General features: G+C 44.2%; 28 protein-coding genes and 1 other annotated feature. Of the genes, 14 read left to right on the forward strand and 14 right to left on the reverse strand.

Annotated elements, in window-relative coordinates; genetic code table 11:
- Positions 1 to 126: 126 nt before the first annotated feature.
- The 5 genes from nrdA (at position 127) to VTH8203_RS24845 (ending at position 4,935) form a co-directional block, all read left to right on the forward strand.
- Positions 127 to 2,418, forward strand: a complete 2,292-nt coding sequence (gene nrdA, locus VTH8203_RS06475; protein ID WP_096992922.1) for a class 1a ribonucleoside-diphosphate reductase subunit alpha — start codon at positions 127 to 129, stop codon at positions 2,416 to 2,418.
- A 72-nt stretch (positions 2,419 to 2,490) separates the two neighbouring features.
- Positions 2,491 to 3,624, forward strand: a complete 1,134-nt coding sequence (gene nrdB, locus VTH8203_RS06480; protein ID WP_096992923.1) for a class Ia ribonucleoside-diphosphate reductase subunit beta — start codon at positions 2,491 to 2,493, stop codon at positions 3,622 to 3,624.
- Positions 3,624 to 3,899, forward strand: coding sequence for a class I ribonucleotide reductase maintenance protein YfaE (gene yfaE, locus VTH8203_RS06485; protein ID WP_096992924.1), 276 nt, complete (start codon positions 3,624 to 3,626; stop codon positions 3,897 to 3,899). Before nrdB ends, yfaE begins: the two co-directional genes overlap by 1 nt.
- 332 nt (positions 3,900 to 4,231) lie before the next feature.
- On the forward strand, positions 4,232 to 4,444 hold the full coding sequence (cspE, locus tag VTH8203_RS06490) for a transcription antiterminator/RNA stability regulator CspE (protein ID WP_006073927.1): 213 nt from the start codon (positions 4,232 to 4,234) through the stop codon (positions 4,442 to 4,444).
- Positions 4,445 to 4,725: 281 nt separating this feature from the next.
- Complete coding sequence (locus VTH8203_RS24845; protein WP_096992925.1) at positions 4,726 to 4,935, forward strand: hypothetical protein; 210 nt, start codon at positions 4,726 to 4,728, stop codon at positions 4,933 to 4,935.
- Positions 4,936 to 5,111: 176 nt separating this feature from the next.
- Here VTH8203_RS24845 and VTH8203_RS06500 read toward each other — a convergent pair whose 3' ends face one another.
- The 4 genes from VTH8203_RS06500 to VTH8203_RS06515 all read right to left on the reverse strand — a co-directional run bounded on the left by VTH8203_RS06500 (position 5,112) and on the right by VTH8203_RS06515 (position 8,864).
- A complete protein-coding gene (locus tag VTH8203_RS06500) occupies positions 5,112 to 5,960 on the reverse strand; it encodes a sterol desaturase family protein (RefSeq protein ID WP_096992926.1) in 849 nt (282 codons plus the stop codon).
- Between the two features lie 24 nt (positions 5,961 to 5,984).
- Complete coding sequence (locus VTH8203_RS06505; RefSeq protein ID WP_096992927.1) at positions 5,985 to 7,004, reverse strand: DUF2804 domain-containing protein; 1,020 nt, start codon at positions 7,002 to 7,004, stop codon at positions 5,985 to 5,987.
- A 185-nt stretch (positions 7,005 to 7,189) separates the two neighbouring features.
- The gene (locus tag VTH8203_RS06510; RefSeq protein ID WP_096992928.1) at positions 7,190 to 7,429 is read right to left on the reverse strand and encodes a 30S ribosomal protein S6 modification protein; all 240 of its coding nucleotides are present in this window, start codon (positions 7,427 to 7,429) and stop codon (positions 7,190 to 7,192) included.
- Between the two features lie 193 nt (positions 7,430 to 7,622).
- Positions 7,623 to 8,864 carry a CinA family nicotinamide mononucleotide deamidase-related protein gene (locus tag VTH8203_RS06515; RefSeq protein WP_096992929.1) on the reverse strand — a complete coding sequence of 414 codons (1,242 nt, stop codon included), beginning with the start codon at positions 8,862 to 8,864 and terminating at the stop codon, positions 7,623 to 7,625.
- 475 nt (positions 8,865 to 9,339) lie between these two features.
- Between VTH8203_RS06515 and VTH8203_RS06520 the strand changes: the two genes are divergently transcribed.
- A complete protein-coding gene (locus VTH8203_RS06520) occupies positions 9,340 to 9,855 on the forward strand; it encodes a glycine cleavage system transcriptional repressor (RefSeq protein ID WP_096992930.1) in 516 nt (171 codons plus the stop codon).
- Between the two features lie 123 nt (positions 9,856 to 9,978).
- Here VTH8203_RS06520 and VTH8203_RS06525 read toward each other — a convergent pair whose 3' ends face one another.
- The gene (locus VTH8203_RS06525) at positions 9,979 to 10,659 is read right to left on the reverse strand and encodes a DNA-3-methyladenine glycosylase I (protein ID WP_096992931.1); all 681 of its coding nucleotides are present in this window, start codon (positions 10,657 to 10,659) and stop codon (positions 9,979 to 9,981) included.
- Positions 10,660 to 10,877: 218 nt separating this feature from the next.
- Here VTH8203_RS06525 and VTH8203_RS06530 point away from each other — a divergent pair, with 218 nt between their 5' ends.
- Positions 10,878 to 11,582 (forward strand): fumarylacetoacetate hydrolase family protein, encoded by a 705-nt coding sequence (locus VTH8203_RS06530; protein ID WP_096992932.1) that lies wholly within the window; start codon positions 10,878 to 10,880, stop codon positions 11,580 to 11,582.
- Positions 11,583 to 11,585: 3 nt separating this feature from the next.
- On the opposite strand, the gene VTH8203_RS06535 is transcribed toward VTH8203_RS06530, so the two are convergent.
- The 3 genes from VTH8203_RS06535 to VTH8203_RS06545 form a co-directional block, all read right to left on the reverse strand.
- Complete coding sequence (locus tag VTH8203_RS06535) at positions 11,586 to 12,191, reverse strand: DNA-3-methyladenine glycosylase I (protein ID WP_096992933.1); 606 nt, start codon at positions 12,189 to 12,191, stop codon at positions 11,586 to 11,588.
- A gap of 159 nt (positions 12,192 to 12,350) precedes the next feature.
- The gene (locus tag VTH8203_RS06540; RefSeq protein WP_096992934.1) at positions 12,351 to 13,118 is read right to left on the reverse strand and encodes a carbohydrate deacetylase; all 768 of its coding nucleotides are present in this window, start codon (positions 13,116 to 13,118) and stop codon (positions 12,351 to 12,353) included.
- A gap of 16 nt (positions 13,119 to 13,134) precedes the next feature.
- Positions 13,135 to 14,466 carry a 6-phospho-beta-glucosidase gene (locus tag VTH8203_RS06545; protein ID WP_096992935.1) on the reverse strand — a complete coding sequence of 444 codons (1,332 nt, stop codon included), beginning with the start codon at positions 14,464 to 14,466 and terminating at the stop codon, positions 13,135 to 13,137.
- Between the two features lie 102 nt (positions 14,467 to 14,568).
- Here VTH8203_RS06545 and VTH8203_RS06550 point away from each other — a divergent pair, with 102 nt between their 5' ends.
- Complete coding sequence (locus tag VTH8203_RS06550; RefSeq protein ID WP_096992936.1) at positions 14,569 to 15,465, forward strand: LysR substrate-binding domain-containing protein; 897 nt, start codon at positions 14,569 to 14,571, stop codon at positions 15,463 to 15,465.
- A gap of 82 nt (positions 15,466 to 15,547) precedes the next feature.
- Here the strand turns inward: VTH8203_RS06550 and pspC are convergent, their stop codons facing one another.
- From pspC to pspA, 3 genes are read right to left on the reverse strand one after another with little or no spacing between them, the layout of a single operon-like run.
- A complete protein-coding gene (gene pspC / locus VTH8203_RS06555) occupies positions 15,548 to 15,937 on the reverse strand; it encodes an envelope stress response membrane protein PspC (protein WP_096992937.1) in 390 nt (129 codons plus the stop codon).
- Positions 15,927 to 16,163 (reverse strand): envelope stress response membrane protein PspB, encoded by a 237-nt coding sequence (gene pspB / locus VTH8203_RS06560; RefSeq protein WP_063605518.1) that lies wholly within the window; start codon positions 16,161 to 16,163, stop codon positions 15,927 to 15,929. Before pspB ends, pspC begins: the two co-directional genes overlap by 11 nt.
- Positions 16,164 to 16,182: 19 nt before the next feature.
- Positions 16,183 to 16,851 (reverse strand): phage shock protein PspA, encoded by a 669-nt coding sequence (gene pspA, locus VTH8203_RS06565; protein ID WP_096992938.1) that lies wholly within the window; start codon positions 16,849 to 16,851, stop codon positions 16,183 to 16,185.
- Between the two features lie 190 nt (positions 16,852 to 17,041).
- Between pspA and pspF the strand changes: the two genes are divergently transcribed.
- The 6 genes from pspF (at position 17,042) to VTH8203_RS06595 (ending at position 23,435) form a co-directional block, all read left to right on the forward strand.
- A complete protein-coding gene (gene pspF, locus VTH8203_RS06570; RefSeq protein WP_096992939.1) occupies positions 17,042 to 18,061 on the forward strand; it encodes a phage shock protein operon transcriptional activator in 1,020 nt (339 codons plus the stop codon).
- A gap of 140 nt (positions 18,062 to 18,201) precedes the next feature.
- Positions 18,202 to 19,821, forward strand: a complete 1,620-nt coding sequence (locus tag VTH8203_RS06575; protein ID WP_096992940.1) for an ABC transporter substrate-binding protein — start codon at positions 18,202 to 18,204, stop codon at positions 19,819 to 19,821.
- Positions 19,822 to 20,784 (forward strand): ABC transporter permease, encoded by a 963-nt coding sequence (locus VTH8203_RS06580; RefSeq protein WP_096992941.1) that lies wholly within the window; start codon positions 19,822 to 19,824, stop codon positions 20,782 to 20,784. It abuts the gene before it with no gap.
- Positions 20,771 to 21,658, forward strand: coding sequence for a putrescine export ABC transporter permease SapC (gene sapC / locus VTH8203_RS06585; protein WP_096992942.1), 888 nt, complete (start codon positions 20,771 to 20,773; stop codon positions 21,656 to 21,658). The genes VTH8203_RS06580 and sapC overlap by 14 nt, the downstream gene beginning before the upstream one ends.
- Positions 21,658 to 22,653, forward strand: a complete 996-nt coding sequence (locus tag VTH8203_RS06590; RefSeq protein ID WP_063605523.1) for a peptide ABC transporter ATP-binding protein — start codon at positions 21,658 to 21,660, stop codon at positions 22,651 to 22,653. The genes sapC and VTH8203_RS06590 overlap by 1 nt, the downstream gene beginning before the upstream one ends.
- Positions 22,650 to 23,435, forward strand: a complete 786-nt coding sequence (locus VTH8203_RS06595; RefSeq protein ID WP_096992943.1) for a peptide ABC transporter ATP-binding protein — start codon at positions 22,650 to 22,652, stop codon at positions 23,433 to 23,435. Before VTH8203_RS06590 ends, VTH8203_RS06595 begins: the two co-directional genes overlap by 4 nt.
- 84 nt (positions 23,436 to 23,519) lie before the next feature.
- Here VTH8203_RS06595 and rluB read toward each other — a convergent pair whose 3' ends face one another.
- From rluB to rnm, 3 genes are all read right to left on the reverse strand, one after another.
- Complete coding sequence (gene rluB, locus VTH8203_RS06600) at positions 23,520 to 24,452, reverse strand: 23S rRNA pseudouridine(2605) synthase RluB (protein WP_096992944.1); 933 nt, start codon at positions 24,450 to 24,452, stop codon at positions 23,520 to 23,522.
- A 139-nt stretch (positions 24,453 to 24,591) separates the two neighbouring features.
- Positions 24,592 to 25,212, reverse strand: coding sequence for an L-threonylcarbamoyladenylate synthase (locus VTH8203_RS06605; RefSeq protein WP_096992945.1), 621 nt, complete (start codon positions 25,210 to 25,212; stop codon positions 24,592 to 24,594).
- Between the two features lie 78 nt (positions 25,213 to 25,290).
- Complete coding sequence (gene rnm, locus VTH8203_RS06610) at positions 25,291 to 26,178, reverse strand: RNase RNM (protein ID WP_096992946.1); 888 nt, start codon at positions 26,176 to 26,178, stop codon at positions 25,291 to 25,293.
- Positions 26,179 to 26,313: 135 nt separating this feature from the next.
- Positions 26,314 to 26,416: a sequence feature (Trp leader region), on the forward strand.
- Positions 26,417 to 26,518 lie beyond the last annotated feature (102 nt).

Genomic DNA, 26,518 nt, shown 5'->3' on the forward strand with positions numbered 1-26,518 from the left:
GACCCCTATATCTTGTGTTGGAAGCCAAAACGTATAGGGTGACATTGATCACGAAGCTATCGCTAAGACTCAACAAAATCTCATAAAAGTGAAGCTTCATATTGTTTTGTTAGGGAACACCTCAGAATGAACCAACAACTTACCGTTACTAAGCGTAATGGCCGCAAAGAAAGTATCGATCTTGAAAAAATCCATCGCGTTATCGCGTGGGCTGCAGAAGGGCTAAACAACGTTTCTGTATCTCAGGTAGAACTCAAGGCTCACATCCAGTTTTATGATGGTATTACGACGTCTGATATCCACGAAACTATCATCAAGTCTGCAGCAGATTTGATTTCAGAAGATGCGCCAGATTATCAATATTTGGCGGCGCGCTTAGCGATCTTCCACTTGCGTAAAAAAGCTTATGGTCAATATGAGCCACCAGCGCTGGTTGATCACGTCTCTAAATTGGTCGAAATGGGCAAATATGACGGGCACTTGTTAGAAGATTACAGCAAGTCTGAACTGAATGAGCTAGATAATTATATCGACCACACTCGAGATCACGACTTCTCTTATGCAGCCGTTAAGCAGCTAGAAGGTAAGTACTTCGTTCAAAACCGTGTTTCTGGCGAAATTTACGAGAGTGCACAGTTTCTCTACATCCTTGTAGCAGCGTGTCTGTTCGCTAAGTATCCAAAAGAGACTCGCCTTGACTATATCAAGCGCTTTTATGATGCGACATCGACATTCAAGATCTCTCTGCCGACACCAATTATGTCTGGTGTGCGCACCCCTACGCGCCAATTTAGCTCGTGCGTACTAATTGAATGCGGCGATAGTCTAGATTCGATTAACGCCACAGCAAGCTCTATTGTTCGTTACGTTTCACAACGTGCTGGTATCGGTATCAATGCTGGTCGTATTCGCGCACTCGGTTCCGAAATCCGTGGTGGCGAAGCATTCCACACGGGCTGTATTCCATTCTACAAATACTTCCAAACAGCTGTAAAATGCTGCTCACAAGGCGGTGTTCGTGGCGGCGCAGCTACTGTGTTCTATCCAATGTGGCATGGAGAAGTGCGATCACTTCTTGTTCTTAAAAACAACCGTGGTGTAGAAGAAAACCGCGTACGTCACATGGACTACGGTGTTCAGCTAAACAAACTCATGTACGCTCGTCTAGTGAAAGGCGGCAACATTACTCTGTTCTCGCCTTCAGATGTTCCGGGTCTATACGACGCGTTCTTTGAAGACCAAGATGAGTTCGAGCGTCTATACGTTAAATACGAAAACGACCCATCAATCAAGAAACAGACGGTAAAAGCGTTAGAGTTATTCTCTCTACTGATGCAAGAGCGTGCCTCTACTGGTCGTATCTACATCCAAAACGTAGACCACTGTAATACGCACAGCCCATTCGATTCGAAAGTAGCACCGGTTCGCCAGTCTAACCTGTGTTTAGAAATCGCGTTGCCAACTAAGCCATTGTCAAACGTAGAAGACGACTCTGGTGAAATCGCTCTATGTACACTTTCGGCATTTAACTTGGGTGCTATCAACGAACTCGATGATCTCAAAGATTTGTCGGATCTTGTGGTTCGTGCTCTTGACGCGCTACTTGACTATCAAGATTACCCATTGCCAGCCGCTTACAAATCTACGATGAATCGTCGTACACTTGGTGTTGGTGTGATTAACTATGCCTACTACCTAGCGAAAAACGGCGTTAAGTACTCTGACGGTTCTGCAAACAACCTGACTCACCGCACATTCGAAGCGATTCAGTACCACCTACTAAAAGCGTCTGTGGAACTGGCAAAAGAGCAAGGCTGTTGCCCATCGTTCCATGAAACAAACTACGCGAAAGGTCTGCTTCCGATCGACACTTACAAAAATGATGTCGACCTAGTGTGTGACGAACCACTGCACTATGATTGGGATGCCCTACGTGCTGAAATCATGGAGTTTGGTCTACGTAACTCAACTCTGACAGCGCTAATGCCATCTGAGACCTCTTCTCAGATTTCTAATGCGACCAACGGTATCGAGCCACCTCGTGGTTACGTTTCGGTGAAAGCATCGAAAGACGGCATTCTGAAGCAGGTTGTTCCAGATTTCGCTAATCTAAAAGAGAACTACGAACTGCTGTGGAACATCGGCAACAACGACGGTTACTTACACCTAGTCGGTATCATGCAGAAATTCGTAGACCAAGCGATCTCAGCAAATACGAACTATGACCCAAGCCTTTATGAAAGCGGCAAAGTGCCAATGAAGAAATTGCTGCAAGATCTATTAACTGCGTATAAGTATGGTGTGAAGACTCTTTACTACCATAACACTCGCGACGGTGCGAAAGACGACCAAAGCGACAAATCTGCAGTAGTAGTTGAGCAAGATGACGATTGCGCAGGCGGTGGCTGCAAGATTTAATATCTCGCAGTAAACAAGTTAAGATTTTCTCGCCCTTCCCTTAGGGAAGGGCTAAAAAAGGATTGCAGCACAATGGCTTACAGTACTTTTACCCAAACAAAGAATAACGCATTAAAAGAACCAATGTTCCTAGGTCAACCGGTGAACGTGGCGCGTTATGACCAACAAAAATTTGAGATTTTTGAAAAACTGATCGAAAAGCAACTTTCTTTCTTCTGGCGTCCAGAAGAAGTTGATGTATCCAGTGACCGCATTGACTACAACAAGCTACCAGAGCATGAAAAGCACATTTTTATCAGTAACCTGAAATATCAAACTCTCCTTGATTCTATCCAAGGCCGCAGTCCTAACGTAGCGCTGCTTCCACTGGTTTCTTTGCCAGAGCTAGAAACATGGATTGAGACTTGGTCTTTCTCAGAAACAATTCACTCTCGTTCGTACACTCATATCATTCGTAATATTGTGAATGACCCTAGTTTAGTATTCGATGACATCGTGGAAAATGAGCACATTCTCAAGCGAGCAAAAGACATTGCACACTACTACGATGACCTGATTCAAGCGACAAACGACTATCACCGTTATGGTGAAGGTACACACACCCTAAACGGCGAAGAGGTTAAGGTTAGCCTTTATGACCTTAAGAAAAAGCTATACCTATGTCTAATGTCAGTTAACGCACTAGAAGCGATTCGTTTCTATGTCAGCTTCGCTTGTTCATTCGCTTTTGCAGAACGTGAACTGATGGAAGGCAATGCAAAAATCATCAAGCTCATTGCGCGTGATGAAGCGTTGCATCTAACAGGCACACAGCACATGATCAATTTACTTCGTAACGGTCAAGACGACTTCTCATTCATGCAAATTGCAGAAGAGTGTAAGCAAGACTGTTTCGAACTCTTCAAAGAAGCGGCTGAGCAAGAAAAAGAATGGGCAGAATACCTATTCAAAGATGGTTCTATGATTGGCTTGAACAAAGACATTCTATGCCAATACGTTGAGTATATCTCTAACGTACGTATGCAGGCGGTGGGTTTAGACGCTGCGTATCCGGAAGCGACATCTAACCCAATTCCTTGGATTAACGCTTGGTTATCATCAGATAACGTTCAGGTTGCACCACAAGAAGCTGAGATCAGTTCTTATCTTGTTGGTCAAATCGACAATGAAGTAAGTGCAGACGACTTCGAGGGCTTCGAACTTTAATGCCAACCATTAAGATAAACGCTATCACCACTATTGAGTCTAACCCCTCAAATACCGTCTTAGAAACGATGGAGCAAGCGGGGTTAGAACCTGAATACAACTGTCGAGATGGGCACTGCGGCGCCTGTCGCTGCACATTAGTTTCGGGAGAAGTGGAATATATAGGGTTTGCAATGGCATACACACAAGGTAATGAAATTCTACCTTGCATTTGTCGAGCAAAAACTGATATTGAGCTCGGCAATATTGCACATCAAGTCAAGAAGCGAGCGTAGCTTCAACGTCTTCAAAAACGGCTCTTAAGAGCCGTTTTTTATTGCTCTAGCCCTGAGCTTACACTACGAATAACTGTGTTATTGTCATTAAAAATCGTACACGAGTAAAAATAACCCTTTACAAGGTGTTTTATAAGCCCCATACTGGCGCCGCTCTGTTGTTCAGAGTTATTAAATGAAATATCCAGTTGTAAAAGTAAAACTCTCAGAATCTCTTCGTTATTGTTGTCATCCTCAGTGTTTCCCTAAGCTTCATCGATACATTAAATAATTCCAACTCATCAGCGCATCGCAACTTCGCGGCAATTTTTAATTTATATAAGGGACACAGCATGTCTAACAAAGTAAACGGCACAGTAAAATGGTTTAACGAAGAGAAAGGTTTCGGTTTCCTAGCTCAAGAAAACGGCGGGGCTGACGTATTCGTTCACTTCCGTGCTATCGCTTCTGAAGGGTTCAAAACTCTAGCAGAAGGCCAAAAAGTGTCTTTTGAAGTAGAGCAAGGCCAAAAAGGTCTTCAAGCTGCAAACGTTGTAGCACTATAAGATTTTCTCGATGAAAGCGGCCTCATTCACCGCTTTCATCTTATCTTTTCACTATGTATTTTAGAAAAAACTAGCAATTACCTCTCCTCTCAACATTCTCGCTATACCTTTCTTTATTAAACCACACTCTCATTACTCATCAATCTTTGATGATATTACATTTACAATTAACATCATTATATATAGGTAAATTATGTCTCGATCTATCGGCAGAAAACGTTTTTGGTTTTACCAAAACCGAGAATCCACCAAAAATACACAAAAAGTAAAATAGGAGAAATATGAAAGTAACGTTTAAATCAATCAAAGATAATTTAACTTGGGTCTCTGAGCCTCACCAATTAAACAGTGATATTCTACTCAGGCACTTTCTTACCAGAGCCAAGCCCAAAGACCTTAATTTGGCTTTCACTTACTGTGAGTCCACACACACCGGCACTATCACAAACGTTCAAGACGAACTAATAGGAAAGTTCTCGCTACAAGCTTAAGGCCAAAAGTTAAAGCGCTATCTCGTTCATTTTTAGGGCTAATAATCATTGTCCCTCACAATAACTCTTCATCAGAGTGCTTACCGCCTTCAGCACCTTGATGATAAGACCGTTTAGTGACCTTGATAACTCGAGCAATGCTGATCAACATCGTATCCGCACCACCCACAGATTGATTACGTGTCTGATGGAGGTGAGAAGATCATTTTGATTTTTGCCATTAAGGTGAGATCATCACGAGACAGGTCACGGAACATGTCTTTCCACTCTGCAAACGTCATCGTAATAGGGCTAAAGCTATTCACTGGCTTACTGATCCCATAACGCACTTCCTCAACTTCAGGCTCAAACGTTCCAAACATTCGATCCCAAATAATCAGAATCCCTGCGTAGTTTTTGTCGATGTATTGCGCATTAACGCCGTGATGAACTCGATGATGTGATGGTGTGTTAAGGATCCACTCTAGTGGACCTAAGCTACGTATCCACTGCGTATGCACAAAGAATTGCAGACCCAAATTCAATAGGACGACAAACACCACCCATTTAGGATCAAAACCTATAATGACCAGAGGTATCCAAAATAGCCACATTCCCGCTAGTGGGTACATTAAACTCTGCCTAAATGCAGTGCTGAAGTTCATATTCTCCGAGCTGTGATGAACAACATGTGCGGCCCACATCCAACGAATTCGATGACTTGCACGATGAAACCAATAGTAGAAGAAATCTTGTAAGATCATGAGTACCAAAAACATACCTAGCGACATCTGGATATCAAACAGTTTCCAGCCAAACAGCAACAGGTATAATTTCGTGATAAACAGACCAGTGATAAGGTCTGTAGCTTGATGCAGTCCAGCCAACGAGAAATTACAAGCCAACTCCTTTAGGGTATATTGAGCTGAATTTGGTAGCCGGTTTCTTCGTTGTCCAAGCCAGTATTCGAGCACCATCATAATGACAAACAAAGGGGCTAAGACGATTAACAACCACTCTGGATTTTGAACGAGTTTATCCATCATATTCTCTTAATTCTTAGTTCGTATTTACCACTTTGCAAAGTGATCTTCAGTTAACCCCATGACTTGTTGAAGCGCATACTCATGACCGTCTTCATCCTTTACAACACCAGAAAAATAGCCGATGAACTGACGGAAGTTACTCTTAAGTACCCAGAGGTTGAGTTTCTCCGTACGAGCATTTATCGGCTGAAAGGTCAGATCCACCCGGCCTTGATCGTCATAAATACGCCAGCTTGAGTCCGGCGTTTGCCTGTCAAAATCAAACATCACACCCGCTAATAGGCAGCGCTTGCCCCCAATCCAAAGCACATTTTCTGTCACGCCAGTCTCGTTAACTCCGGCCGCGAGATTAAGGCCAATAGTCACCCCTTGAGATTCCCCACTAATGCTTGCCCAACGCCAACTAGTTTCACGCCTCATAAATCCTGCTGAAAAGTCATACCCACCCAGACAGTTCTCCATCAGCTGCGCTTCACCACCTACTAAAAACTCTCCCCTTACTTTCAACGCATTATGTTTTTGCGTATAAGTCCATCCGCTGTAACCGGTCGGTGATGAAACCATTAACGGGGGACTCTCTGCGTCTGTACTATCCAGTAAAACATCCAATTCAAACGTTTTACACTTGGCTCGTACTCGCCACTGCCCATCTTTAATATCAAAGCGAACCTGGCCTTTATTAAACTGCGCTTTGCCTTTCCAAGGCGATGCGGTCAGTGAATACCCTAGGCCAAGTGGGCGCAACCAACTCTCTTCGATGAGTTGGTTGCTATTAATATCATAGAGGTAGCAAAAACTGGTTCCAAGATAGCGAATATCGGCAATTGCTATTCCTAAAACGTATTGAGGAGTAAAGATACTAACAAACTGAAACTGCTTATAATGAAAATACTTAGCGAGTGAACTGCATTCCTTGTCCATAGTGGAAAAGTAGCGAAAATTAGCAATATCTAACGCCTCTGGGACAGAGATGAGGTGGCCGTAGTTTGGCTTACCATCTAAGCCTATAAGCGATTTAATTTGTTGAACAGAAGACGAGTTCATTTCAATACGTTCTCTTCTCATAACCCTGAGTAGGTCTTGTTTTTATTAATTTGAAAAGTATGAGACAAGAATCAGCAACTGTGGACATATTAGAGCAAAAGCACAAAACGGATCACAGATTCACAGAAATTGACGCAAAAAAAAGCTGATCAAAATGATCAGCCTAAAGTAACTTGAATTGGACATTATTCGACGGTCGACAATATAGAGTCTGCGGTACCCATAGAAACATGTTTATCTGCAATGCGACGTCCACCGTCATCGTAGAGTGAGATTCTAAAACCGTCATCAGACAGGATCTCTTCCATAGGAGCCTTCAACCACATAGCTGCTATATCACCGCATTTTTTGCTAAGTGCTTCGCCAAGCACGATCTGCTCATTTGCGATTTGGTAAAATACTCTTATTCTTGATTGCTGGATCATATTTACCCCTCCTACCCCCACTATTCTCAGGGTGAATATCGATTTTAATCAAATATAAAGAAAGGACCACTCTTAAAAGCGAGAATTTGAAATTCCCGTTAGAGATCAGCTTATTGTGACCTAGATCTAATTTTTATATAGACATAATCAAATAGAATATAGGCATTGGGGTTTAATATTTACACTAACTCGATCACGTTAACTGATCCGTTGGTACAAATATCTCATTGGTTCGTGTTAAAAACCCATAATCAGGAAACATCGGTTTATTGTCTAAGTAACGTCTGAGCATATCCCCGGCTACCGTGCTAATGACTGTTTTTATACTCTGCGCATTATAGCTTCGTTGTAATTTTAGCGTCTGGCCCCACTCCCCTTTGGGGGTGGAAAGCGCTACAGAAAACTCGCCGTCTTCAAGCTTACCAGTGGACAATGCGATATCCGAACTGCAATTACTTTTCGTGGCACCAGCTAATGCTAAAGTAGCGCCTAACCTTTCACTATTTCTATCTAGGGGCGATGCCGTTTTGTAGCCTAGAACCCACGTCGCACCGCAATAGGGCTCAATCTGCTCATTATCCTGAAGCCAAGAGGCTAAATAGCCCTTAGTGGCATGTTCCGAAATCGAAATCGTAGGTTGGTGGGTTTCGACTAAATGACCAATTCGATCCAACATCGGTTGATCGACACTAACAACATTGGTATGCAAAAGCTTCTCAACCATAGCGAGAACTCTTGAGCCCAGCTCCAAATCGTCAGATGGACCAAATAGCTTGACTTCAATAAATGGAAGATAAGAGCGATAACCCAACTCGTACTCCGGTGGTAGATTAATACTTGAAAGCGTATCTGCAATACCAGATTCAGACAGGCCAAAAGTATATAAACGTCGACAGACTCTACCTTGCTGATTGGGGTATTCGTGCCTTAAATCAGGCAGAATTTGCTCAAGCGTCATTTTCTTAAATTCACTTGGCACACCAGGGGTGAAGTAAAACAAGCAATCATTTATCATCATTTTGAAGCCGCATGCAGTGCCAATCGGGTTGTCGACCACTGTCGCCCCTTCAGGTAACATGGCTTGTTTGATGTTGCTGTCGGGCATGGGTTTACCACGTTGCGCGTAGAAAGTTTCAAGTGTTTGCAACCAAGCTTGGTTTAAAACCAAAGGCAGATCTGCGGCTTCTGCGGCCACCTCGGCGGTAAGATCGTCTGATGTAGGACCCAATCCCCCATTAACGATTACCACATCAAGATTCAAACTTAACATGACCATTTCTTGCAATAATGCTGTTCGCTGATCACCTACCGTAGAACGCTTGGACATGGAAAATCCATGCTCATAAAATACGCGGCTGAGCCAAGCAGCATTGGTATCAACAATATCGCCATACAATACCTCTTCACCAGTACTCAACATTGCAATTTTAGGCATGATCTCTCCTTGTAGGTTTTTCCATAAGGATGACATGAGTTATTGAAATAGCAATAGCAATTTGGTGGCAAATCATTTGCTTAATCTAATAATGGTGTCTAGACCTCGCGGTCTTTTTGGCTTTGATCGTGTTTGGTTAGCCGCATGTCAATGAGTTTCAAATCATCGTAAGTCGCATTTGGAATGTCAGCCCTCCTAAGAAAGTTAACACACAACAAACAAAACAAACTGGTCTCTCTTGACAGTCAGTGTCAGAAAACTGCAATTTGTATATTTCTCGGTCGTAAATTTTCCACTAACTCTTTGTTGATTCTATGAAAACAAGGAAATTTGTGCGCCTAATTGCAATTCACTAAACTTGTTTCATTTTTTAGAGTGAATACTTGACGTTCATCATGCGGTCGAGCCGTTTTGGATCTAAACTGGATTTAGCTATTCAGATAGTTGTTGGTTTTATACCTGTGGAGGGAATCGTATGAGCAGTAGTACTTTCATTGTCAACTTTGTTGGCCAAGCTAGCCCAACCACCATTAAAAACCTTGCATCAGTTACCCACGAAAACGGGGGTAAATGGCTAGTAAGTAAAGTGAATTTTGTCGAAGATCATGTAGCTGCCGTAATTAAAGTCGAGCTTCCTACAGAAAATGCCCAAGCCGTCAAACGTGCCTTCAGTGAGCAGCAAGGGTTATTGGTTCAAATTACGGACACAGCCGAACATCGCCATGATCAAGAAAAGGTGTTCCAGCTACGATTAGATGCTAATGATCGAGCCGGTATCGTTAACGAAATTACTCAATTCTTAGATGGGCAAGATATTCGTATTCTTGATATGGATTGCCATCGTGTGTTTATCGCAGGCGGCGGCGGTATTGGTTCAAGCCTGTTTACGGCAACAATGGCACTAAAAATACCTGCTGAGATGCAAATTAAAGATGTCGCAAGTGAATTGGAGTCGTTGAGCGAAGATACTCGAGTGATTCTGGAGTCATAAGTGCTGTTCTGATGCCTTATCCTTAAATCGTTTCCCCCTGCGTAAGCAGGGGCTTACTTATGTGTCAAACCAATAGAATTGCCCTTCCTAGCAATCCAGAAAAAAACAGCTCTATTTGCCTGATTAAACGCAATTGTCACCGAAGCCATAAGCGATAATTTGGCTAATTTCCGAAAGCGACCTACCCGACTCTTGGTGCCATTCCATAAAGGCTTTGTTTGCGGCATTCATCGCACGTTTTGTCCCTCTTCCCGAGTCAATGATGTTAGTATTACGCAAATAGCCTTCTACGTCATTCGATAAGATAAAAGTATCGACACCTAACTGTCGTAACGCATAAGGCCCTGTATTTCCACCCAGTCTTGCTCCGTGTTTTTTGATATATGCCCAAAGTTCTACAATGGTCTCTTTCGGCCAGTCAGCAACCATCTGAGCAAAAGATTCGTGTTCGTAGCGCGCGGCTTGGATCATCGCCGCGTTAGCTGGGATCGACATAACTTTGGTCATATGACGAATGATTTTTGGGTCTTGGGCTTTTTTCTCCCACTGCTCTTCAGACAGCATCAGTAACGGGTCGATTCTGAATTGGAAGAAATGTTCCTCGAAGTTTGGCCATTTATTTCGCACTACTTTCCACGATATGCCACTTTGGAACACTTTCATTGAAAACGCCGACAACCAACGATCTTCAGGAATAGCCGCTACTTCATCTCGACCAAGAGGTTTAGCAACTATCGACTCAAGCTCCTTTCTACCACCTTTTCTCTCTGCTGCTCTGGCATAAATCGAATCAAATTTTTCCATATCTTTCCATTACCTACTAAGTTCTATTGAACCAGACGTCGAGGTTCACGTAACGAATAACTCATCACTATACTCTGTTAAACACACTTTCATAGATGTATTCAGGATTCTACCCAAGGATGGTAATAATGAGACTTTTACTGTGACTGGTTTTTATAACCTTTCAATCAATAGCGGCACAATATGGACTCGTTGAGTATCAAGACAAACAGTATTGGATGCGGGTCTCACAAAAAACACCACACCATTATGAACTTTTGTCGTCAAGACCATTCGACAGTTCTGCTACCTTGAAAGTGATCGCAGCCAGTGAAGCAACGTTGCTAGCCCCTATTACTCACGGTAGCGTTTATGCTGTTGGCCTCAACTTTCGCAGTCATGCAGGCAATTCTGGCGCAGCAAAACCAGAAATATTCTTCAAGTCCATCGACGCCATTAGGCTAAGTGGCTCGTTATCATTTCCTGATGAGGCCAATAATGTTCACTTTGAGGGAGAGCTGGTCATTGTAATTGGCAGAACCTGTCGCGACACCAATAAGCAAACTGCTCTAGATTGTGTGTTTGGGTATTTAGCCGGTAACGATTTGACCGAGCGCACTTGGCAAGGCCAAGATCTTCAGTGGTGGCGCGCTAAAGGCGCAACAGGGTTTGGTCCGGTGTCCAACTTTATTACCACCGATGTGAAGATAAACAATCAAGAAATTATCACGCGCCTGAATGGCGAAGTCATGCAGCAAGAAACCCTAGCAAATATGATTCATAATGTTCCAATGATTGTCAGCTACATCAGCAAATACCTCACACTACGCCCGGGTGATATGATTTTTGCCGGTACGCCAGGCCGAACAAAGGCACTAAAGTCAGGTGATAGCGTCAGTGTTTCAATTGAAGGTATTGGCGAAGTGTCCAACACCATCGAGTGAACACTAAACTAACTGATATTCGAGGCCAAGCTGTTGGTAGCTATCGATGACTTCTTGACGACGATAACAAGAAACGCTGTGATCATTAATTAGCCCTGCTGCCTGAAGGTAGGCGTAGATGATCGTTGACCCAACAAACTTAAAACCACGCTTCTTGAGATCTTTACTTAACTGGTCTGAGACTTCAGACGTGGCAGGATAGTCCTCTAATGTCTCAGGGCTGGTTACTAACACCTTGTTGTCGACAAACGACCAAATATAGTGACAAAAACTACCAAATTCTTTTTGTATTTCGATGAAATGCTGAGCATTAGTGATCGTAGCGCTTATTTTTAACTTATTGCGAATAATCCTACTGTCCTCTCGAAGACGACGTTCATCTTCTTCGCTAAAACGCGCAACCTTCTCTACATCAAAGTGAGCAAATGCGTTTCGATACCCCTCGCGACGTTTTAAGATGGTATACCAACTCAATCCTGCTTGGGCGGACTCCAAAACTAAATACTCAAACATAGTTTGGTCGTCAAGAACGGGGACACCCCATTCTTTGTCATGGTATTCCATATAATCTGGTTTGGTTTCATCAAGCCATGGGCAGCGTTGACACATCAGTTTGCGCTCTCCTTTATTAGCGCCACGTTCGAAGCATGTTCGTCAAACACGGCAGTGATTAATATCTAGACCATATCCTATCTTTAGTGGATTCATAGCAACCGCCTTAACTTCCTCATAACCAACGTTCGAACTCTGGGAATTTACTGCGTCCACTTAGCGATGAAACGTGTTGAAGCCGACGCACTCAATACCCTGCTCCTGCAGCCACAGTGACAGTTCGAGGTTAGTAAGAATTCGCCACTCCTCGACCCTTGAATCAGTATAACTAGAAAGCGCTTTAAGCTCCTCAGTTACTCGTCGAGCAGGATGGCACATCAGCTCTATGGTACCGCTCGGTTTCTGATCTTGGTAAGCAAGGAGCATTGCTTTTAAGTGTTCAATCGTTGCGCCCTCGGCGTAAAATCCCATATCAAACACATCGGGCGTAGGGACCGCCAGTAATTCTTGCCCTTGAATAATGTTATCTGTGCGTCGTGCTGGCAGCCCTATCTTGTTCACTGCTTGGGTAAACCCCTGCTTGAGCGCTCGATAGACCCCACCGAAATGATGACTATCAATATGGTTAATGTTAAAACCCATATTCAATGCGGCTTGATACTGAGCATTGAGTTCAATACCTACCTCAACGCTAGACACATTCTGTTTGTTAAATAGCGTCGCTTTATCAAAAAACTCACCATCATTATCGACTAAGCTCGGAATAAGGTTTGGGTCGGAGATAGGTTTCCCTGCGGTGACGGTAAAATGCAGCCCTACCTCTGATATTAACCCTTGTCGATATAAATCTGCCGCATGCTCTACCGCTGGTTGATTCATCATCACTGTCGTCGATTTAACCATCCCAGCATGAAAACAATCCGCTATTGCTAAATTCACCGATTCAGTCAGCCCAAAATCATCCGCATTTAAAATGAGTTTCATCACTACCAACCTTTGTTTATTTCGATAACAAGTGCGCAAATGCAGGCATAAAGTCTATATTTTCTCGAACGGTTTCCTTTAAAGCTTGGTCTATGTGTTGGCCACTATCTACGATAGGGTTGAGCATAAGCGCGCGCTTGGCTAGATTTATATCGCCTGTCATTGCCGCTTCCACCGTTAATGTCTCAAACTCTTTCATCAGTTGAATGAGCCGCAACGTTCCGGTTTCAAATGGCGCAACGTTTAACGGAATAATCTCACTACTGGTGATAATAGAACTCACCTCAACCGCACAGTCATCAGGCAAACCTTGAATCGCACCGTTATTACGAGTATTCACGTGCATGATCGAGCGCTTGTTGTTGTGAATGCTGCTCATCAGCTCACAAGCAGCTTCAGAGTAATAAGCCCCGCCTCGCTCTTCAAGCAGTTTAGGCTTGGTATCTAACGTAGGGTCTTTGTAGATTTCCAAAAGCTCAGCTTCTACTTTTGCCACTAGATCAGCTCGATTACTCTTACTCGCTGAAGCAGCATACTCTTTATCAAGGATGTCACGCGATTGATAGTAGTAGCGAAGGTATGCGCAAGGCACCATACCTAAACTCTTAATGATACCTTCATCCCATTTAAACGGAGGGATATTCTTCGGTGTCATTCGGTCGTTACCAGCAAGCAATTTATTGATGACCTGTTCACATTTATCTTTGCCATCATGAAGAATTTTTCGAGCCCACACTAAGTGATTCAGTCCAGCGATTTGCATCGTGATGTCTTTACGATCAACGCCCAGCATTTCAGCTGCACCTCGCTCCATATTCACTGGAACATTGCATAATCCGACGGTTTTTATTGTCGAGTATTTAGTTAACGCTTCGGTCACCATACCTGAAGGATTAGTAAAATTGAGCAGCCATGCATTTGGACACAGGGCTTCCATCTCCTTCGCAATTTCCAACGCTATGGGGATGGTTCGACACGCATTTGAGAACCCACCAAGACCATTGGTCTCTTGACCAATGACTCGATATTTATGCGCGATTCTCTCATCACGTAACCGGGCTTCAATACGCCCTGCTCGAAATTGAGAACAAACAAAATCCGCCTCAGCCAAAGCCTGCTGGCGATTTGTCGTCAGGTGCACGGTAATGTCGCACTCGGCTTTGGCGATCATTCTTTTGGTCAGATCAGCAATCACCCTAGCTTTGTCCATTCCTTCGTCAATATCGACTAACCAAAGATCCGATATAGGTAGATCTTGGTGTCGAGCCAACAATCCTTCTACCAACTCTGGCGTATAGCTCGAACCACCCCCAATTACCACTACTTTTAGCTTTTTAGTCTGCTTCATCACGTTTACCCTTCCGATTTAAGATTACGTGATGTAATTTATAATTGAGAAAAACGTTAAACAAACCAATAAATCCAACCAACGCATTAGCGGGAGTAATCCATGAATCTAAACCATAATCGACAGCAGTTGTTATCACTGTTGCATACGTTTAATGTGGCGGCTCGACATCTTAGTTTCACTCACGCCGCACAAGAATTATTTCTTACTCAAGGAGGCGTAAGCCAACGTATTAAAAAGCTTGAAACGCTGCTTAACTTTAACTTGTTCATTAGGAAAACGAGGCAACTCGAACTTACTCCAGAAGGAGAGCGTATTTTCAGTATTTTGAATACCTCGTTTGAGTCTATATTTTCCGAGTTATCAGATATCCAAACCGGTGAGTTAACGGGTGAGCTTTACATCGCGACCTCCCCCTATTTCGCCTCGTCATGGTTAATGCCACGGCTACCCAGCTTTCGCCATCAATATCCAAACCTAAGCATCAAACTGGACACCAAACAGAATCAAAGTGATTTTCAGTTCGAACCATACGATGCGGCTATTTTCTACAGTGAAGGCCGCTATCCAAACCACTTCAGTCAACGACTTTTTACTGGTCAGCGCCTACCGGTTTGCAGCCCAGAGTACGCAAAAAAATACCAACTTCATCTCGAAGGAACTCGATTGAAAGACGTCCGCTTTATTCATAACAGCGATAGCATTGCTTGGCAGCACTGGCTCACTGAGATGCAGCTCGACATTAATTGTCAGATTAAGTGTGACTATTACAGCGACAATAGGATTGCCATCGATGCGGCCCAGCTTTCTTTGGGGGTCGCTCTTGGAAGAAAAGAGTTTATTGCACCGTTAATTGAGCAGGGAACGTTAGTGGCTCCGTTTGCCAGTGTGGAATCAGGTAAAGGCTATGATTTAGTCTGCCCAAAAGGAATGGAACAGCGAGCAAAATTCCAAGCACTATCGAACTGGTTAACAGGACAACTCCCCTGCGCGCACTAGCGATAACCGTTTCTCATTTGCTCTGTAATAAACAGCAAAAAGAGGTACCAGTGCACCCCTTTGTTGATTACTCGATAAGCGACTAGAGCTTACTGAACTCCCGATTCACTTTGTACGCCTCTGACGTAACATACGCTTCCATATTTCTCACTTTGTGCTCCATTGCGTCAAAGTCGCGCTCTAGTGTAGTCAGCAAGTCTTTGGCGTTTTGCCCTTGTTGCCAAGGTTTGCTCTTTAGTGAGTGCTCTTTCTTGGTTTTCATCGCTTCATCAAAGTTGTCAGGCTGCTTTTCTAGCATCAAGCTCATTGCCACGTACGCCAACAATACTAAAAAGCTCCCCCCTAACAGCGCTGCCGAAATGACGAGAATTCGTATCAACCACACCTCAACACCGAAGTAATTGGCTAAACCTGCACATACCCCTGTCAGCTTGCCGTTGACCGGATCTTTATACAGCTCTCTATGAGTCATAAGTTTGTCTCCAGTTTGGCGATTCCGCGTCCAGAATTCGTTCTAGATTATCCACTCGGAGCTGCATTTTTTCCGCACGTTGAGATAGCGATTGCAGCTTTTGGAAATCTTGCTGTGATAAGCCACTTTCTGATTTACGCTTGCTGCGGTAGTGGAGAAAAAGCCACAGCGGTGCAACAAAAATCAAAAAAACAATTAATGGACCCGCAATTAAAAATGACGACATACTTTTCTCCTAATCTGCATTATTTTTCGTTATTCATCTGCTCTTTAAGCTTAGCGAGCTCTTTATCAATTTCGTCTTGTGCTTGTAGCTCAGCAAACTCTTGATCTAAAGATTTCGCGTTACCTGTTTTCGAATACAGATCCGCTTCCGCTTCTAGTTCATCAATCTTGCGAGAGTATTGTTCAAACTTCGCCATTGCCTCGTGCGTGCGGCTGGTATGCAAGTGCTTTTGCACATCACGACGATTACTTGCCGCTTGCGAACGAATGATGAGTGCCTGCTGTTTGGCACGTGTCTCGGTAATTTTGGCTTCTAATTTGGCAATTTCGTTGGTGAGCTTATCGATGGTTTCTTCCACCAACGTTTGCTCATCGTGCAGTCCTTTCACTACATTTTCAAGCTTCTGCTTTTCAATCAGTGCTGCACGCGCCAAATCTTCACGCTGTTTGGTTAATGCGAGGGTCGCTTTTTGCTGCCATTCAATAATTTGCTCTTCAATCGCCTTCACTTTACGAGCTAACTCTTTTTTGTCGGCAATCGCTTTCGCTGAGTTAGTACGAACTTCAACCAGTGTATCTTCCATTTCTTGAATGATCAGACGAATCATTTTCTCTGGATCTTCTGCTTTATCAAGTAAAGCGCTCACGTTTGAATTTACAATATCTGCAAAACGAGAAAAAATACCCATACTACTTCTCCTAATTGGATGAGTTCGCCAATGAACTCTGAATCGTTGCTTTAGCTATTCCAATTACCGTGCCAAATATTTAAGTTTTTAATATTCAATAACCTAGACATTATACTCGCGAAATTAAACCTACATGCTATGATGAGCCTAGCCAACTATTGGTAATTTTTACCAACCACGAGGACTCACTATGGCGCAAAACTTAATTGGCGAATCTCCTACTTTTCTCGCTGTACTCGATAAAGTCTCTCGGCTCGCACCTATTGACCGCCCCGTACTAGTCATCGGTGAACGTGGTACTGGTAAAGAGTTGATTGCACAACGGTTACACTATCTGTCCAAACGCTGGGATCAGCCTTTGGTTTCTCTTAACTGTTCAACCTTAAGCGAAGGGCTGATCGACTCTGAACTCTTTGGGCATGAATCTGGTGCCTTTACCGGCGCAAAAGGTCGTCACCAAGGACGTTTTGAGCGAGCAGAAAACGGCACCCTATTTTTGGATGAACTTGCTACCACTCCGTTATCGGTACAAGAGAAGCTACTTCGCGTGATTGAATACGGGCAATACGAACGTGTTGGCGGAGCTAAAGCGTTGGAAGCTGACGTCCGACTGGTTTGTGCTACGAATGAAGATTTGCCAAAACTTGCCGACCAAGGGAAATTTCGCCCTGATCTCCTCGATAGACTCGCATTTGATGTAATTCACCTGCCGCCTCTGCGTCATCGTCCAGAAGATATTCCACTGTTGGCCGAGTTCTTTGCGATAAAAATGTGTCGCGAGTTGGGTCTACCGTTCTTTGTTGGATTCACAGAACAAGCTTGGCAGAGTATGCTCGACTACCCGTGGCCGGGTAATGTGCGTGAACTAAAAAACGTGGTGGAGCGTGCTGTATACCAACAAGGATCTGGTGAACACCCCATTGAGTCACTGATCTTCAATCCATTTGAAGGGCAATTTGGCGCACTGCCGTCAATGAGAGCGGACAACAGTGACCAACCTTCAAAACAAGCACCTCCATCTTCGCAAACGTCACCTGAAAGTACATTATCCTTCCCGCTCGATTTTAAAACATGGCAAGATGAACAAAATATAAAGTTGATTAATGAAGCACTTAAGCAAGCTCAATACAACCAACGCGGTGCTGCTAAGCTGCTAAGCTTGAGCTATGATCAGCTAAGAGGCTTAGTGCGAAAATACAAACTGGTTTAAGCAGGGTCAGACCGTCGCCACACTTTTTAACCATTTGCGCGATAAGTGCTTGTGATTATTGGTTTGGCTGGCGATTTAGTGGTAAATTACCCTGATCTCAATACAGATATTACGTTCGCTAAACTGAATGTAGCGTGTTTATGAAGGCATTAATCAATTTATCACTTGGACTTTGTGGTCTCATCCTATTGACAGGCTGTGAAGAAAAAGTCGATCACTCAAAAATTAGACAAGACGGATTCGTCTATTGCGACCAAGGTCGTCCTAGTACTTTTAACCCGCAATTAGTAGACGGTGGCATCACTGTCGAATCCATTGCGCCACAGTTATTCGATACGCTACTCACTTTGAATCCAGGGACGCATCAGCCAGTACCAAATTTGGCGAAATCTTGGACGGTGAACGATGAAGGCACAGAATATACTTTTACCTTGCGTGAAGGTGTTGAATTTCAAACCACAGATTGGTTTACGCCGACTCGTCCAATGAACGCGGATGACGTTGTGTTTAGCTTTTCACGTATTATTGACCCAAACAACCCATTCCATGAGGTTGGTGGCAGCGTGTACCCATGGTTTGCGGGAATAGACTTCGCTAATCTGGTTGAGAAAATCGAAGCGGTCGACGACCACACGGTCAGATTTACGCTATCTAGACCGGATAACTCTTTCCTGTCTAATATTTCGACTGCACATGCCCCAATCTACTCTGCTGAGTACGCTGAACAATTGGTTTTTTCTGATCATAAGTTGGATATAGATACTCTCCCTGTCGGTACGGGACCATTCTATCTCGACGAATATCAGGTTGCCGACCTCGTTCGTTTGAAACGTCACGAAAACTATTGGCGTGGTCAGGTAGACATGGAACAAGTGGTGTTTGATATTTCACATCGCGGTGCTGGCGCTTTAGCAAAGCTATTGAGAAACGAGTGTGATGTATTGAATTCACCTATTTCGAGTCAAATCCCTGTTATCTTGGATGAAGAATCAATCGTTCTTCAAGCTAAGCCGGCAATGAACGTTGCCTTTGTTGCTATCAATACGCAACATAAAGCGCTGAGTGACCCTCGAGTTCGTAAAGCGCTTAATCTCGCCATCAATCGCGACAACATTTTAGATGCGGTCTACTTCGGAACTGGCGAAAAAGCCTATAGCCTGTTACCTCCAAGCTCTTGGGCCCACCAAAAAGACCCGACTCAAATTCGCTATGACCGTAATTACGCCATGGCATTATTAAAGGAAGCTGGATACGAAAAAGGTATCGAGCTAACCATGGCGGTGCCTCTTGAGGCAAGAGTCTACAATCCAAGTCCACGAAAAACCGCTGAATTAATTCAAGCTAACCTTGCTGATGTCGGCATTACGCTCAACCTACTCACAGATGATCGAGTTGATCGACAGGAATTGTCTAACATCGATTCGGTTGACTTGTTACTGACAGGCTGGGTAGGTAATACCGGCGATCCTGATAACTATCTTCGCCCCTTGTTATCGTGTACTTCCAAACGTGAAGGTTTAAACCTTTCCATGTGGTGTAACGACGACTTTGATTTTTTATTGGATTTGGCTCTTGAAGTCAGTCAGCCTAGATATCGGTTGAATTTGTATCGACAAGCTCAAAACATTTTGAATGAGGAAGTTCCTGTGTTGCCTATTGCACACGGCCAAAAATACCAAGCACATAGTGACAGTTTGACAGGGTTTAGAACCAGCCCTTTCAATGCCCAACCGTTTGATCAAGTTGTGAGGTTGAAATAGATGTTTTGGTACTCTATCCGCAAACTTAATCTATTCGTTATCACCCTGTTGATCCTAACCTTTGTCGGCTACAGTTTAGTTCGACTTGACCCTGAATCCTATTGGGCTGCCCAAACATTTGTTCCTGGGTGGTTTGATTATGTCACGCAGCTGTCTCAACTTGATTTTGGCGTGACCAAAGCTGGGGTTCCAATTACTAAGGAACTTTCAGCGGTTCTGCCTGCGACACTAGAACTTTGTTTTGCGGCCTTCATTATCTCTTTATTCGTTGGTATTCCAGCTGGCACTATCGCCGGCATGAGACAAGGAAAATGGCTGGATAACATCATCTCATTTACGTCGATGGTGGGTTACGCCGCACCGCTATTCTGGATTGCGCTATTGATGATTATGTATTTTTCATTGAATTATCAATGGTTCCCAGTCGCTGGTCGTTATGATTTACTTTACCAAATCGATCATGTCACCGGTTTTGCGTTAATCGATGCCCTGCTCTCAGACGCGTCTTATCGAAATGAGGCGTTACAAAGTGTTATTGAGCATATGATTTTGCCATGCTTAGTGTTGGCCTTGTCGCCAACAATGCAAGTCATCCGTATGATGCGTACCTCAGTAGCCGAGGTGATGGGACAAAACTATATCCGTGCGGCTCGAATTAAAGGTCTATCCAATTATGAAATCGTTATTGAGCATGTGCTGCGCAATGCCATACCGCCAATTATTCCAAAACTTGGCGTACAGCTTTCTAGTATGATCACCCTCGCTATTATGACAGAGTCGATTTTTAACTGGCCTGGTATAGGCCGTTGGCTTCTAGATGCGCTATCTAATCAAGATTACGCGTCTATTCAGGCAGGCGTATTGGTTGTTGCTTCTATTGTTCTGGCAGCCAGTATTTTATCGGATTTGTTAGGGGCGATGGTCAATCCATTAGTAAGGAAGGAATGGTATGCTGTCAGATAACGTTTACCAAGAGGAGCGCATTCCTACTCAGTTGGAGCGTTTTTGGCGCAGTTACCGTTCCAACAGCCTATCGATGTTTGGTCTTTGGTGCTTGATCTTTATTGTGATTATTACCTTAGCATCACCATTTATTACGCCTTACGACCCGATGGCGCAAAGTTCATACTTACTGATCCCGCCATCTTGGGATCCGCTAGGCACGGTGGATTTCTTCTTTGGCACCGATGACTTGGGGCGCGATATTTTATCGCGAATCATCGATGGTTCTCGCCTGTCATTTGGAGCGGCCATTATTATTACAGCGATTGCGACAAGTGTCGGGTGTTTGATTGGTATTCTCGCGGGCATGACGCGCGGTTTGCTGTCTAGTATACTCAATCACTTACTTGATACGGTTATGTCAATTCCGTCACTGTTATTGGCGATCATTTTTGTGGCCTTTCTTGGCCCTGGAGAATTCAACATTCTCCTTGCGATATGTCTTGCCCTGATCCCAAGATTCATTCGCTCCATCTATGTTGCGGTGCACACAGAAGTTGAAAAAGACTACATTATGGCTGCCCGTTTAGATGGCGCAAACGACTTCTATCTGCTCTGGAACTCTATACTCCCAAATATTCTCACCGTCATTGCCGCCGAAGTGACGTTTGCGCTCTCCATCGCCATTTTAGATATTACTGCTCTTGGCTTCCTAGGTTTAGGTGCACAAGCTCCGAGTAGTGAGTGGGGAGCCGTGTTAGGGGATGCCGCTGAATTACTCTATCTGGCTCCATGGACTGTTATCCTGCCAGGTTTGGCGATTTTGTTTACAGTTGTTGTTGTCAATATTGTTGGTGAAGGTGTGCGCAGCGCACTGAACGCGGGGATCGAATAATGCCAGTTTTAGATATTCGACACTTAACCATCGAAATCGAGACACCACAAGGTCTCGTCAAAGCGGTGGATCGCATGAGCTTTACCATCAATGAAGGTGAAATTCGCGGTTTGGTAGGCGAATCAGGTTCGGGAAAAAGTCTGGTCGCTAAAGCCATTGTTGGCGTTTGTAAGGACAATTGGCGTGTCACTGCCGATAGGATGCGCTTGGGTAACATCGACCTGCTGCAACTCACTCCTCGTGAGCGCCGACGCGTGATTGCCCGCGATGTGGCAATGATTTTCCAAGAGCCATCAACGTGTCTCGACCCATCTGATGAAGTAGGTAAACAGCTGATCGAATCGATCCCTTCTCGTTCCTTTGAAGGAAAATGGTGGGAACGATTTAAGTGGCGCAAAAAACAAGCTATCGCCCTACTTCATAAAGTCGGCATTAAAGACCATACCCGTATCATGAACAGCTATCCGTATGAGCTAACTGATGGCGAGTGTCAGAAAATCATGATTGCGATGGCTATTGCCACCAAGCCAAAATTGCTGATTGCCGATGAACCAACCAACGACTTGGATCCCATCACTCAATCACAAATCTTGCGTTTGTTGAGTCGTATGAATCAGTTAAATAACACCACCATTATTCTGATTGGTCACGACTTAACAACCATTACTCAGTGGGCGACTCGAATTACAGTAATGTACTGTGGTCAATCGGTTGAATCAGCGGATACCGCTAAGCTACTTGCGAAACCCAAGCATCCCTATACAGTGGCGCTGCTCAAGGCAATGCCTGATTTTGGCGATTGGATTCCGCACAAAGAGAAACTGCAGTCTTTACCAGGCTCTATCCCACCATTACAGCACTTGCCGATTGGCTGTCGCCTTGGGCCTCGTTGCCCTTATGCGCAAAGGCAATGTGTGGAAATACCGAGCGCCAAACGCGTTAAGAATCATAAATACAGTTGTCACTTCCCTCTTAATACGGAGAAGAAAGCATGAGTGCGTTGTTGGAAGTCTCCGGATTAACAAAGGACTTTGTAACTCGGTCCAAGCTATTCAAAAAGAAAGTTCAGCATGCCGTTAAGCCGGTAAGTTTTGACCTAGAAGCAGGGCAAACTATTGGTTTTATTGGCAAAAATGGTTCAGGAAAATCGACATTGGCACGCATGCTTGCAGGTGTCGTCGAGCCAACTGCTGGAGAAATTCGTGTTAACGGCGATTTGCTGGAACACAAAGATTATTCCACTCGCTGCAAACTAATTCGAATGATATTCCAAGATCCGAATACCTCTTTGAATCCACGAATTCAGATCGGTCGTATTTTGGAAGGCCCGTTAAAGCGAAATACGAATATGTCGCCAGAGGCGCGTATGCGACGGGTAAAAGATACCTTAGTACGGGTTGGTTTACTCCCTGAGCATGCTTACTTTTATCCGCAGATGTTGGCAACAGGTCAGAAGCAGCGTGTTTGCCTCGCTCGTGCTTTGATCCTTCAACCATCCATTATCGTTGCTGACGAAGCATTAAATGGTCTCGATATGGCGATGCGCTCACAGATCATTAACCTATTCTTAGAGCTTCAAGAAGAAATGGGGGTTGCATTTGTCTACGTATCACAACACCTGGGTATTATTAAACACATCACTGATAAGGTTATGGTGATGCACGAAGGTGATGTGGTGGAATACGGCAACACCAATGATATTATGACCAACCCACAGCATATCGTGACGCAGCGTATGGTAGAGAGCCATTTTCGTAAAACACCGATGCATCGATAGGCGCTTTGCTAAGGGGCAATAGCGCTCGATGTGCAGACGAAAAAAAGCCAGCTATTCAAGCTGGCTTTTTAGCAATTGAAACGCTTAGCGTCGAGTCTTAGAGCGAGCGCTTTGCTCACCAGCCGACTTTTTGTTGCGACGCTGCTGGTTACTGCGACCTTTCGGTGCATTCGCACGCTCTTCATGACGGCGCACTGCACGACGAATCTTCTGACTACGTGAACGTTCACGCTGACGAGAGGTATTCTGACTAAGATCAAGCATCGTTTCTTTCTCTGGACGAAGCTCAACAAGCTCACGAAGGTAGTTCACCTCTTTAAGCGTTAATTCCATCCAACCACCACGAGGTAGTTTCTTGTCCAGATAGATGTCACCATATCGAACACGTTTCAGGCGGCTAACCGTTGTTTCTTGAGATTCCCAAAGACGGCGAACCTCACGGTTACGACCTTCGTTGATGACGACGTAGAAAGTATGGTTCATACCTTCGCCACCAGCGTAAACTACGTCTTCGAAGCGAGCCATACCGTCTTCAAGTTCAACACCATTTACCACGTTGCGAACTTTCTGTTCGTTGATCTCGCCAAACACACGGACCAAGTACTCACGTTCAACTTGACGGCTTGGGTGCATCAGACGGTTTGCTAGTTCACCATCTGTTGTGAAAAGAAGTAGACCTGATGTGTTAGCATCAAGGCGACCAACAGAGATCCAGCGTGAGCCGCGGATCTTAGGTAGGCGGTCGAATACCGTGCGACGTCCTTCAGGATCGTGGCGAGTACATAACTCACCTTCTGGCTTATAATAGGCCAACACTCGACAAACCACTTCTTCTTGGGCTTTGGCTGAAACGGTATGACCATCAATACGGATAACCGCACTTTCGTCTTCTAGACGTTCACCTAGTCTTGCTACCTGACCATTAACACTCACGCGCCCAGATTTAATTAGGGCTTCAAGTTCACGGCGTGAACCATGGCCTGCGCGAGCAAGCACCTTTTGTAATTTTTCGCTCATTTACCTACCTATAATGTCGTCTTCACAGACGTCGAAACCAGATAATGCGACCTTAAAAATCGCGGTCGCACATTATCGCAAAGAATTCTGTTAGACGCACCAAGTTTCTTACCTTAATTGGTAAGAAAACATTGACCTATTATTGGAATGGCGTTGGGTCGCCAGCCCCAGTTCTCAGGACCTTCGCTTCATCATCGCTAAAGTCGATAACCGTGGTAGGCTGCTCACCTAAGTAACCACCGTTCAATATGCAGTCGACCGCATGTTCTAATTTGTCACGGATCTCTTCTGGATCAGATTCAGTCACCTCATTACCCGGCAGAATAAGAGACGTTGACATTAATGGTTCACCTAACGCTTCCAACAAATCTAGAGCAATTTGATTATCCGGTACACGAATACCAATCGTTTTACGCTTTGGATTCATCAAGCGACGAGGCACTTCCTTAGTTCCTTTAAAAATAAAGGTGTAAGGGCCAGGAGTATTGTTTTTTAGTAAACGAAACGCCGTGTTATCGACTCGAGCGTAGAGAGACAGCTCTGACAAGTCGCGACATAGTAAGGTGAAGTTATGTTTATCGTCCAAGCGGCGAATTTGACAGATACGTTCTAGCGCCTGTTTGTTCTCAAGTTGACACCCTAGAGCATAACCGGAATCCGTTGGATAAATCATCACGCCGCCATTTCGGACAATCGCCACGGCCTGATTGATCAAACGCGTTTGTGGATTTTCTGGGTGTACATAAAAAAATTGACTCATTGTTATTCCTTCAAGCTTTTAAGATGCTCTCGTTACAACCTTCCTTGTTGTTCGACTTCAAGAGCGATCTCTTAACTACTACTGTGCAGCTTTCCCACTATCTAGTGTAGCGCTGTCGATAGAGGTTGCCGTCTTTAATGATAATTGGTCCCACACTGGTTCGACGCCAGATGGAAGCCATAAATTCCTACCTAACTCCATCCAAGGTGACGGATAATGGAAATCCGACCCTTGTGAAGCTAATAGATTGTATTGTATCGCATAATCAGCAAGGTTGCGTCTTTCTTGAAGACTTTGTTGCGGCTGCGCTACTTCCATAGCGTCTCCTTTCGCTTCACAAAATGCTGTGAGCAATCGTTTCAGCCACTTTGCCGTCAATTGGTAGCGACCTGGATGAGCAAGGACTGCCACGCCTCCTGCACTATGAATAGCAGCGACCGCCTCTTTCATCGTGCACCAATTGGGCGGCACATAACCGGTATTATTACGCGTCATATATTTTTTAAACACTTGCTGCATGGTTTTAGCATAACCATTATCCACTAACCATTTAGCAAAATGCGCACGAGTGATTGGCGCGTCTCCAGCAATCAGCTTCACTTCGTCTAGCACGCCTTCACGCGTCGCTTTTTCTAATCGGTGAGCTATCAATTCTGAACGCTCGATACGTCTTGCTTGCTGTGCTTCAATAAGCGCTAACAACTCAGGTGAATCAAGCGACACACCTAAGCCAACAATATGGATGTCTTTGTTCTGCCAAGCCGTTGATATTTCGATGCCATTGACTAACTCTATCGGCAAGGATTGTTGTTCAATAAGCTCAAGAGCTTCAGGAATCGCATCCAAAGTATCATGGTCCGTAATGGCGAGAACCTTGACATCAAAACCAATCGCTCGGTCTAAAAGTTCGGCAACCGATAGTCGGCCATCTGAGGCTATGGTATGGCTATGTAAATCTATCTTCATTTTTTCACAATTTCGGTTGACTTTCGAACCACGAACTAGTTAACTAGTACGCAGATACATTATTTGAGTTAAGCACGTATGTTACTAGATATTCATACAATCAAAAAACCTTTAAACCGTATGGTTAATTCTCTACAAGGTTGGTGGCGCACTTGGACACAATCCGAGTGGGCTTTTTTGCGTGCATAATCATAACCTAATTTGATTAAAGCCCACTCAAACGAGTGGGCTTTTTTGTTTTTCGATTTAACTGATTAATTAAGCAACAAATTGAACCTATTCAACGTTGGGCAAACGTTTTAATTATGCGAGTATGTATCAAGATTGTTGCAAAAACAGA

This window comes from Vibrio thalassae, from assembly GCF_900089835.1.
GTDB lineage: Bacteria > Pseudomonadota > Gammaproteobacteria > Enterobacterales > Vibrionaceae > Vibrio > Vibrio thalassae.